We start from the raw sequence: 9,403 nt of genomic DNA on the forward strand, positions 1-9,403 counted from the left end.
TTCGCGACGACCGGCTCTGCCTACTATCCGACGCTGGTCGCGGTCTTCACCGGCCTGGTGTTGATCTCCAACGTGGCGGCGACCAAAGGCATCGCGTTCGGCCCTATCATCGGGGACTGGTCGCTGATCACCGACGGCGGCTTCGTCGTGTTCCCCCTCACCTACGTGATCGGCGACGTGCTGTCGGAGGTGTACGGGTTCAAGGCCACCCGGCGGGCCATCTACATCGCGTTCGTGATGGAGGCGCTCGCCGCGTTCACGTTCTGGGTCACCGCCGCGATGCCCGCCGCCGCGTTCTACACCAACCAAGCGGCGTTCGAGGCGGTGGTGAAGCCGTTCACCCAGCTGATCATCGCGGGACTGGCCGGCTTCATCGTCGGGCAGACGCTCAACGCCTGGGTCGTCGTGAAGATCAAGGCGCGATCGGGCGAGAAGCATCTGTGGGCGCGGTTGGTCGGGTCGACGGTCGTCGGCGAGTTCGCCGACACGCTGGTGTTCTGCAGCATCGCCGCGGGCGCCATCGGGATCAGCACGTGGCGCGACTTCCTCACGTACGTGGCGTTGGGCTGGGTCTACAAGACCGCGGTCGAGGTGGTCGTCCTGCCGGTGACCTACCGGGTGATCGCGTTCATCAAGCGCCGCGAACCGACGTATCAGCCGGTGTTGTGACGCTTCGGTAAGACCACGAGCGCCGCTGGCTACTCGCGGGTAGTTTCGGGTCATGAGCGGGTCAGCCGATCTGATGGATTCAAGGGCCGTCGGCACTATTCATGACTACGGCGACAAGGCGTTGCTGCTCGAGTTCGACAGCACCGCCGAGGTTTTGGCGTGGACCGACGCGGTCCGCGGCGCCGGTCTGCCCGGCGTGCTCGACATCGTGCCGGCCGCGCGCACCGTATTGGTCAAGCTGGCGGACCCGCGCTACCAGGCGCCGACGCGGCAACGTCTGCGCAACCTGCGGATCGACGCCGCTGCCGGCGCTGGGTTGACCGCACCGACAGGCGTGCGGCCCGACGTCACGATCGACGTGGTCTATGACGGACCGGACCTCGACGAGGTGGCTCGGCTGATGGGGCTGACACCCGAGCAGGTGGTGGCCGCGCACACCGGGCGCCTGTGGCGGGTGGCGTTCGGCGGGTTCGCGCCGGGGTTCGCCTACCTCGTCGGCGGTGACCCTCGCCTGGAGGTGCCGCGCCGTTCCGAACCGCGGACGAAGGTGCCTGCCGGCGCCGTCGGTCTGGCGGGCGAATTCAGCGGTGTCTACCCGCGCGAGTCGCCGGGCGGCTGGCAGCTGATCGGCCGCACCTCCGCAGTGCTGTGGGACGTCGAGCGTGCCGACCCGGCGTTGTTGACCGCCGGCATGTGGGTGCAGTTCCGCGACGGGGCCGGGTCATGACCACGCTCGAGATCCTGCGCTCCGGGCCGCTGGCGCTGATCGAGGATCTCGGCCGCCCGGGGCTCGCGCACATGGGCGTGGGCCGCTCCGGCGCCGCCGACCGGCGGTCACACATGCTGGCCAACCGGCTGGTCGCCAACCCCGACAACCGGGCGACCATCGAGGTGACGTTCGGTGGACTCACCGCCCGGGTGCGCGGCGGCGACGTCGCGGTCGCCGTCACCGGCGCCGACACCGATCCCGCTGTCAACGGAATACCGTTCGGCATCAACAGTATTCACTACGCGCACGATGGCGAGGTGGTCTCGCTCGGCGCACCGCGCTCCGGCCTGCGGACCTACCTGGCAGTCCGCGGGGGCATCGACGTCACGCCGGTGCTCGGGTCGCGGTCCTACGACGTGATGTCAGCGATCGGTCCCCACCCGCTGCGGGAGGGCGACGTGCTGCCGGTCGGCGAGCACACCGAGGAGTTCCCCGAACTCGACCAGGCCCCGGTCGCGGCCATCGAAGAGGACACGATCGAGTTGATGGTGGTACCCGGCCCGCGTGACACCTGGTTCGTCGACCCCGATGTCCTGATCCGCACCAACTGGCTGGCGACCAACAAGAGCGACCGCGTCGGCATGCGACTGGTCGGGATGCCGCTCGAACACCGCCGGCCCGACCGCCAACTGCCCAGCGAGGGCGCCGTACGCGGCGCAATTCAGGTGCCGCCGAACGGCTTTCCGGTCATCCTGGGTCCGGACCATCCCGTCACCGGCGGGTATCCGGTCATCGGCGTCGTCGCCGACGAGGACATCGACAAGGTGGCCCAGGTGCGGCCCGGTCAGACGGTGCGGATGCACTGGTCGCGACCGCGCAGGCCATTCGAAAGCGGCTAGCACCGCAGGGGTTGCTTCGCGCTGGTAGAAAAGCAGTGTGCATGTTCAGGACCCGCTTGTTCCCGTCGTGCGCATCCACACCGCGCGGCTGATCCACACGTCCGACCTCGACCCGGAGACGCGCCAGGACGCCAAACGCATGGTGATCGACGCGTTCGCCGGCGAGTTCACCGACGTCGACTGGGAGCATTCCCTCGGCGGCATGCACGCGATGATCTTCGACCACGGGGCGCTGATCGGCCATGCGGCGGTGGTTCAGCGGCGACTGCTGTATCGCGACGCCGCACTTCGGTGCGGCTACGTCGAAGCGGTCGCCGTACGCGAGGACTGGCGGGGACAGGGGCTGGCCCGGGCCGTGATGGACGCCGTCGAACAGGTGCTGCGGGGCGCGTACCAGATCGGAGCGCTGAGCGCGTCGGAGGCCGGGCGGCCGGTGTACACGTCGCGCGGGTGGCTGCCGTGGCGCGGCCCGACGTCCGTGCTCGCGCCGGCCGGCCTGACCCGTACCCCCGACGACGACAACGCGTTGTTCGTGCTGCCGGTGAACCTGCCGGCTGATCTGGACCTGGATACCGGCACCGAGATCACCTGCGACTGGCGCGACGGCGACGTGTGGTGAGACGCCGCTCACGCTAGGCACCAGGGCGGTCGACACGGCGCGGCAACGGTCAAGTAATCGCTCGGAAACATGCGCTGCATACACATAACCCATGACCGAGCCCGACTGGGCGCCGCTCACCGGATTCCGGGTGGCCGTCACCTCCGCCCGGCGCGCCGACGAGCTGAGCGCGCTGCTTCGTCGCCGCGGCGCCTCCGTGACCAGCGCGCCCGCGATCCAGATGGTGCCGCTACCCGACGACGAGGTCCTGCGTGCGCACACCGAAGCGCTGATCGACGTGCCGCCGGATATCGTCATCGCGACCACTGGCATCGGATTCCGCGGCTGGATCGCCGCCGCCGACGGCTGGGGGCTGGCCGGCGACCTGATCGCCGCGCTCGGCAAGGCACGTGTCGTGTCCCGCGGCCCCAAGGCGACCGGGGCGCTGCGCGCGGCGGGGCTGCCCGAGGAATGGTCTCCCGACTCGGAGTCGTCGCGCGAGTTGGTGCACTACCTCGTCGAGGGTGGAATCGCCGGGCGGCGCATCGCGGTTCAACTGCACGGCGCCACCGACGAGTGGGACCCGTTCCCCGAGTTCCTCGACGAGTTGCGTGCGGCCGGTGCCGACGTCGTGCCGATCAGCGTGTACCGGTGGCTTCCGGCCCCGCGCGACGGAGACTTCGACCAACTCGTGGCCGGGATCGCCGACGAGAAGTTCGACGCGGTCAGCTTCACCTCGGCGCCCGCCGTCGCGTCGGTGTTGTTGCGGGCCAGGGAAATGGAGCTGGAGAGCCGGGTGCTCGCCGCCTTCCGTCGCGACGTCCACGCGATGTGTGTCGGCCCGGTGACGGCTCGGCCGCTTGCGCGACTGGGCGTGCCGGCGTCAGCGCCGGAGCGAATGCGGCTGGGGGCGTTGGCCCGTCACATCACCGACGAACTGCCACTGCTGTGCTCGCGGACCGTTCGGGTGGCCGGACACCTACTCGAGATCCGCGGCACTTGTGTGCTGGTCGACGGCGTCGTCAAGCCCGTGTCGCCCGCGGGGATGGCGACGATCCGCGCGCTCGCCCACCGGCCCGGCGCGGTGGTGTCGCGCACCGACCTGCTGCGTGCGCTGCCGGGCAGCGGCACCGACACCCACGCGGTGGAGACCGCGGTGCTGCGCCTGCGTACGGCGTTGGGCGACAAGAACATCGTGTCGACGGTGGTCAAGCGGGGATACCGGCTGGCTGTCGAGGACAGTTTGGCGTTCACACCATGAGCCTTCTGCTGGTTGCGCACGGGACCCGCAAGCCAAGCGGGGTGGAGCTGATCGGGGAACTGGCCGGCCGGGTGTCGACGGTGCTGGGTGCCCCGGTCCGGGTGGCGTTCGTCGACGTGCTCGGCCCCACGCCGAGTGAAGTGTTGCGGACACTGCCCGGCCGCACAATCCTCGTGCCCGCCTTCCTGTCCCGCGGATACCACGTCACCGTCGACATCCCTGGGCACGTCGCCTCGAGCGGACATCCTGACGTCACAGTCGCCGAGGCGCTGGGCCCGAGCCCGCAACTGACCCGCGTGTTGATCGATCGGCTACTCGAAGGCCGTTGGCGCCCGGGCGATTCAGTCGTACTCGCGGCGGCGGGCACGTCCGACGCGGGCGCGTTGTCGGACCTGCGACGCACGGCGGCACTGCTGTCGGCGGTCATCGGCGAGCGGGTCGAGTTGGCTTACGCCGCCACCGGTGAACCGCGGGTGGCCGACGCTGTGGCCCGGCTACGCCGCCGAGGCGCACGGCGGGTAGTGGTCGCGTCGTACCTGTTGGCGGAGGGCCTGTTCCAGGATCGCTTGCGTGCCAGCGGAGCCGATGCGGTGACCGATCCGCTGGGCACCCATCCCGCGATGGTGCGGTTGATCGCGAACCGGTTCCGCCGCGCCCGCCTACCGTTGGCGGCCTGACCCCCGATGCCGCGGAAGATTAGGCGCCGACTTCGACGTGGCCGTCGTCGGTGACACGCGTCGCGTAGACCGGCAGCGAGACCTCCGGGTCGTCGAGGCACACCCCGTCGTCGAGCGCGAACGCCTGCTTCTTGATCGGTGACTGGACGGTCGCACGACCGCCCCGGTCACCCACGATGCCGCGCGACATGACCGCGGCACCGGAGAACGGGTCGATGTTGCCCAGCGCGTGCAGCGATCCGTCGTCGAGGCGGAACAAGGCCACCTGTGTGCCGTCGGCCAGCAACACGCCGACTCCCCGGTTCGGGATCAGGAACTCGTAGCGGCACGCAGTCGTCCACATATGAATCTCGTTCAGCAGAGTCATTTCTGGGGCACCTTCGGCATTCCGATGGACACTGGTACTTTGCGGCCGGACCGCTCGGTGAACTCGACGGTGGAATCAGGGGTTTCGGGAGCGTTGACGAACGACACGAAGCGCGACAGCTTGTTCGGGTCCTCGAGGACGCCTTTCCATTCGCACGCATAGCCCTCGACGTGTCGAGCCATGGCCGCCTCGAATTCGTCTGCCAGGCCGAGCGAGTCGTTGCACACGACATCGCGCAGATGCTCCAGGCCGGTCTTGTCGGGGAAGTCCATCGCCTCCAGCCACGGCGCAGTGCGCTGCAACCGATCGGCGGTGCGGATGTAGTACATCAGGAACCGGTCGATGTAGCGGATCAGGGTCTCGTCGTCGAGGTCGCCGGCCAGCAGCTGGGCGTGGCGCGGCGACATCCCGCCATTGCCGCACACGTAGAGGTTCCAGCCCTGCTCGGTGGCGATGACGCCGACGTCCTTGCTCTGCGCTTCGGCGCATTCGCGCGCACATCCCGAAACGGCCATTTTGATCTTGTGCGGTGCGCGCAGGCCCCGGTAGCGCTTCTCGATCTCGACCGCCATGTCGACGGAGTCCTGCTGGCCGTATCGGCACCACGTGCTGCCCACACAGCTCTTGACGGTGCGCAGGGCCTTGCCGTAGGCGTGCCCGGACTCCATGCCGCCGTCGACCAGGCGGCGCCAGATCTCGGGCAACTGGTCGACGCGCGCACCGAACATGTCGATGCGCTGTCCGCCGGTGATCTTCGTGTAAAGACCGAAGTCCCTGGCGATCTCGCCGATGAGGATCAGCTGCTCCGGGGTGATCTCCCCGCCGGGCGATCGCGGCACCACCGAGTAGCTGCCGTTCTTCTGGATGTTGGCCAGGAAGTGGTCGTTGGAGTCCTGCAGTGAAGCCTGTTCCCCGTCGAGGATGTGCTCCGAGCTCGTCGAGGCGAGGATCGACGCGACCACGGGTTTGCAGATGTCGCAACCTTTTCCGGTACCGAACCGTTCGACCAGGCCGGAAAAGGTGCGCGTCTCGGTGGCGCTGATGATCTCGAAAAGTTCAGCGCGCGACTGAGAGAAGTGCTCGCACAGCGCCTTGGACTGTTCGACACCTTCGGCCTCCAGCAGTTGCTTGAGCAGCGGCACACACGAACCGCACGAGGTGCCTGCCAGCGTGCACTTCTTCAGGCCGGGCACATCGGTACATCCCCCGCCGATCGCCTCCTTCAGATCGCCTTTGGTCACGTTGTTGCACGAGCAGATCTGCGCGATGTCCGGCAGCGCACCGACTCCCAGGCCCGGCGCGTCACCGTCGGATGCCGGAGCGATCAACGACAGCGGGTCGCCGGGCAGCTCGCTGGCCACCATCGGCCGCAGCACACCGTAGGACGACGCATCGCCGACCAGGATGCCGCCCAGCAGGGTCCTGGCGTCGTCGGAGAGCACCAGCTTGGCGTAGGTCTGCTTGACCGGGTCGTTGACCACCACCTCGAGGCAGTTGGGCGTGCGGCCCTGGGCGTCACCGAAGCTGGCCACGTCGACGCCGAGCAATTTGAGCTTGGTCGACATGTCGGCGTCCGGGAACTCCGCGGCACCGCCGAGCAGCCGGTCGGCCACCACCTCCGCGCTGGTGTAGCCGGGTCCCACCAGCCCGTAGCAGCGGCCCTCGATCGCCGCAACCTCGCCGATCGCATAGATGTCGGGATCGCTTGTGACGCAGGACAGGTCGGTGAGGACGCCGCCACGCTGGGCGACGTCCAGGCCGGCTTCGCGCGCCAACTCGTCGCGCGGGCGCACGCCGGCGGCGAACACGATCACGCCGGTGTCGATATGGCTTCCGTCGTTGAGTGACAACCGCACCGAATCGTCCCGGTCGGATTTGCGCAGCGGCTTGTTGCGCTGCACCGGCATGATGCTCTCGGTGCCGACGCCGGTGTGCACCTCGATCCCGAGGCTCTTGATCATCCGGCTGAGCAACACGCCGCCCGCCTCGTCGAGCTGCGCGGCCATCAGATGCGGCGCCATCTCGACGACGTGGGTGGTCAACCCGAAGGCGCGCAACGCATTTGCCGCCTCCAACCCGAGCAGTCCGCCGCCGATCACCACGCCGACGGGTGTTTTCGATTCCAGCGCGACGTTCGCACCGGCCCGGATCGCATCCAGATCGTCGAGGGTGCGGTAGACGTGGCAGACGGGCAGGTCGCGTCCGGGCACCGGCGGCACGAAGGCGTACGAACCGGTCGCCAGCACCAACGCGTCGTACGGCACCCGGCCGCCGTCGGCGGTCAGCACGGCCTTGGCCGTCCGGTCGATCCCGGTCACCCGCGTGTTCAGCCGGAGGTCGACGAGGTCGTCGCCCGGGTAGTCGTTGCCCGTGAGCGCGAGCAGGCCGCGGTCCCAGTGGTCGGTGTAGCCGGTGAGCCCGACGCGGTCGTAGGCCGCGTCGGCTTCCTCGGCGAGGATGGTCACCCGCCAGTTGCCGTCGGCGTCACGGGACCGGAGCGCCTCGACGAACCGGTGACCGACCATGCCGTGGCCGACCACCACCACGTTTCTTCTTGACCGCATGCAACGACGCTAAGCAGCCGACATTGCCGAAATGTCGCCTCGTGTGAAGCGCTCATCACGGTGTGCTCACAGGGTTCGGCGACGGTTGTGAGACCGCTGGCTCAGTCGCTCGTCGTCTCCGTCGTCTCGTACGGGTACGAGGTGGTCGGCTCGAACGGATACGACGATGTGGTCGTCGTGGTCGTCGTCGTGGTGGTGGTCGTGGTGCTGGTGGGAGGCGGCTCCGGTGTCCGGACTTCCGTGGTCTGCACGCTGGGCCTGGTGTAGCTGGTGGTGGTCGTCGACGAGGTGGTGTACACGCCGTCGACGGCCGATGGTGCCGGCGGCGGCACGGTCTCGGGAATCCTGGCGGCATCGGCGGTGCGCAGCACCGCATAGATGAGGATCGCCACCAGCACCGCCGCCGCGACACCCGCGGTGATGATCAGCGACTGCTGGTCGGTCCAGTTCTGGTCGTCTTCAGCCACGGCCGCACCTCAAACCCAACGCTGCAGCAGTTCCTTGGCCCGCACCGACAGCGCGGCCTGCAGGAACGGTCCGAAGCTGACCCGCGCCACCCCGAGCGGGCCGAACGACGCCGGGTCGTCCTGGTCGGGCAGGGCGATCGCGTTCACCGGTAATGGAAGTTCGGATGTCAAGCGGCGCAGGGTATCCGGGTCATGGCGGCCGACGGGGTAGAGCACGTCGGCGCCCGCGGCTGCGGCCTCGGTGAGCCTGGCGAGAACACGGTCGACCCGGTCGGCGTCATCGCCGTCCTTGCGCAGGAACAAGTCCGTGCGGGCATTGATCACCACGTGCACGCCGCTGCCGTCGGCCGCCTCCCGCAGTGCGCCCACGAACTCCGCATGCTCGGTCGCCGACCGCAACCTGCCGTTCTCGCTGTGCACGGTGTCCTCGATGTTCAACCCCACGGCACCGGCTTCCAGCAGTCCGTCGATCAGCCGCGCCGGCGATTGCGCGTAGCCGGATTCGACATCGACCGACACCGGCACGTCGACCGCCGCGGTGATCTGCTTGACGCGCGCGAGCACGTCGTCGAAATCCATGCCCTCCTGATCCGGCTTGCCGACGGAGTCGGCCAACGGGTGGCTGCCGACGGTCAGCGCGGCAAATCCCTCCCCGACCGCGAGGCCGGCCGACCAGGCGTCCCACACCGTCGGGAGGATCACCGGGTTTCCCGGCTGGTGCAGCGCGAGCAGGGCTTCGGCCCGCTGTCTGAGTGCCTGGTCGGGCATGGGATGTTCTCCTTCGGTTGACGTGATCTGTCTCACGGTGCACTGCATGATGTAGCTAGCATCGGGTGTCGTACTGGGTGTCCGGGATCGGGATGCGGTCCCCGGCGTAGTGGTGGTGAACCACGCCGCGGGCCAGCTCCAGCTCTTCGGCGTCAATGTCGAGACGGTCGATGTCGTTGAGGATCCGTTCGGCGTCGTTGACGATGCGACGCGTGGCAGGAGAGTCTCCGTACCTCGACGCCAGCGATGTCACGCACCGCCGAAGGCTTCCGATCAGCTCGTGCAGCTCGGCAAGTTCGGTAGTGCTGGACATTTGACCTCCTTGGGCTGAAGGGTGTCAGGCATCACAGTACGACACCCGATGCTAGCTACATCATGCAGTGCACCGTGAGACAGATCACGTCAACCGAAGGAGAACATCCCA

At 68.4% G+C, this 9,403-nt stretch carries 11 protein-coding genes; 6 read left to right on the forward strand and 5 right to left on the reverse strand.

The window, feature by feature from the left end; translation table 11 throughout:
- The 6 genes from A5663_RS19370 to A5663_RS19395 form a co-directional block, all read left to right on the forward strand.
- The coding region (locus A5663_RS19370; protein ID WP_068152880.1) for a queuosine precursor transporter at window positions 1-669 on the forward strand (669 nt) is incomplete at its 5' end.
- Between the two features lie 52 nt (window positions 670-721).
- Complete coding sequence (locus A5663_RS19375) at window positions 722-1,396, forward strand: allophanate hydrolase subunit 1 (RefSeq protein WP_068152883.1); 675 nt, start codon at window positions 722-724, stop codon at window positions 1,394-1,396.
- Window positions 1,393-2,277, forward strand: a complete 885-nt coding sequence (locus tag A5663_RS19380) for a 5-oxoprolinase/urea amidolyase family protein (protein ID WP_068152885.1) — start codon at window positions 1,393-1,395, stop codon at window positions 2,275-2,277. Before A5663_RS19375 ends, A5663_RS19380 begins: the two co-directional genes overlap by 4 nt.
- A gap of 37 nt (window positions 2,278-2,314) precedes the next feature.
- On the forward strand, window positions 2,315-2,896 hold the full coding sequence (locus tag A5663_RS19385) for a GNAT family N-acetyltransferase (RefSeq protein WP_068152888.1): 582 nt from the start codon (window positions 2,315-2,317) through the stop codon (window positions 2,894-2,896).
- A 91-nt stretch (window positions 2,897-2,987) separates the two neighbouring features.
- Window positions 2,988-4,136, forward strand: a complete 1,149-nt coding sequence (locus A5663_RS19390; protein ID WP_068152890.1) for a uroporphyrinogen-III synthase — start codon at window positions 2,988-2,990, stop codon at window positions 4,134-4,136.
- The gene (locus tag A5663_RS19395; RefSeq protein WP_068152893.1) at window positions 4,133-4,813 is read left to right on the forward strand and encodes a sirohydrochlorin chelatase; all 681 of its coding nucleotides are present in this window, start codon (window positions 4,133-4,135) and stop codon (window positions 4,811-4,813) included. The genes A5663_RS19390 and A5663_RS19395 overlap by 4 nt, the downstream gene beginning before the upstream one ends.
- A 19-nt stretch (window positions 4,814-4,832) precedes the next feature.
- On the opposite strand, the gene nirD is transcribed toward A5663_RS19395, so the two are convergent.
- The 5 genes from nirD to A5663_RS19420 all read right to left on the reverse strand — a co-directional run bounded on the left by nirD (window position 4,833) and on the right by A5663_RS19420 (window position 9,292).
- Window positions 4,833-5,180 carry a nitrite reductase small subunit NirD gene (gene nirD, locus A5663_RS19400; RefSeq protein ID WP_068152896.1) on the reverse strand — a complete coding sequence of 116 codons (348 nt, stop codon included), beginning with the start codon at window positions 5,178-5,180 and terminating at the stop codon, window positions 4,833-4,835.
- The gene (nirB, locus tag A5663_RS19405) at window positions 5,177-7,744 is read right to left on the reverse strand and encodes a nitrite reductase large subunit NirB (RefSeq protein WP_068152898.1); all 2,568 of its coding nucleotides are present in this window, start codon (window positions 7,742-7,744) and stop codon (window positions 5,177-5,179) included. Before nirB ends, nirD begins: the two co-directional genes overlap by 4 nt.
- A gap of 101 nt (window positions 7,745-7,845) precedes the next feature.
- Window positions 7,846-8,211 carry a hypothetical protein gene (locus A5663_RS19410; protein ID WP_068152901.1) on the reverse strand — a complete coding sequence of 122 codons (366 nt, stop codon included), beginning with the start codon at window positions 8,209-8,211 and terminating at the stop codon, window positions 7,846-7,848.
- A gap of 9 nt (window positions 8,212-8,220) precedes the next feature.
- Window positions 8,221-8,979, reverse strand: a complete 759-nt coding sequence (locus tag A5663_RS19415) for an isocitrate lyase/phosphoenolpyruvate mutase family protein (RefSeq protein ID WP_068152903.1) — start codon at window positions 8,977-8,979, stop codon at window positions 8,221-8,223.
- Window positions 8,980-9,034: 55 nt separating this feature from the next.
- On the reverse strand, window positions 9,035-9,292 hold the full coding sequence (locus A5663_RS19420; protein ID WP_068152906.1) for a hypothetical protein: 258 nt from the start codon (window positions 9,290-9,292) through the stop codon (window positions 9,035-9,037).
- Window positions 9,293-9,403: the final 111 nt, after the last annotated feature.

This window comes from Mycobacterium sp. E740, assembly GCF_001672895.1.
Lineage (GTDB): Bacteria > Actinomycetota > Actinomycetes > Mycobacteriales > Mycobacteriaceae > Mycobacterium.

Coding starts and splice junctions, on each gene's coding strand:
- A5663_RS19390 (WP_068152890.1), top strand. CDS start 2,988: ATGACCGAGCCCGACTGGGCGCCGCTCACCGGATTCCGGGTGGCCGTC.
- A5663_RS19395 (WP_068152893.1), top strand. CDS start 4,133: ATGAGCCTTCTGCTGGTTGCGCACGGGACCCGCAAGCCAAGCGGGGTG.
- A5663_RS19415 (WP_068152903.1), bottom strand. CDS start 8,979: ATGCCCGACCAGGCACTCAGACAGCGGGCCGAAGCCCTGCTCGCGCTG.
- nirB (WP_068152898.1), bottom strand. CDS start 7,744: ATGCGGTCAAGAAGAAACGTGGTGGTGGTCGGCCACGGCATGGTCGGT.
- A5663_RS19380 (WP_068152885.1), top strand. CDS start 1,393: ATGACCACGCTCGAGATCCTGCGCTCCGGGCCGCTGGCGCTGATCGAG.
- A5663_RS19375 (WP_068152883.1), top strand. CDS start 722: ATGAGCGGGTCAGCCGATCTGATGGATTCAAGGGCCGTCGGCACTATT.
- nirD (WP_068152896.1), bottom strand. CDS start 5,180: ATGACTCTGCTGAACGAGATTCATATGTGGACGACTGCGTGCCGCTAC.
- A5663_RS19420 (WP_068152906.1), bottom strand. CDS start 9,292: ATGTCCAGCACTACCGAACTTGCCGAGCTGCACGAGCTGATCGGAAGC.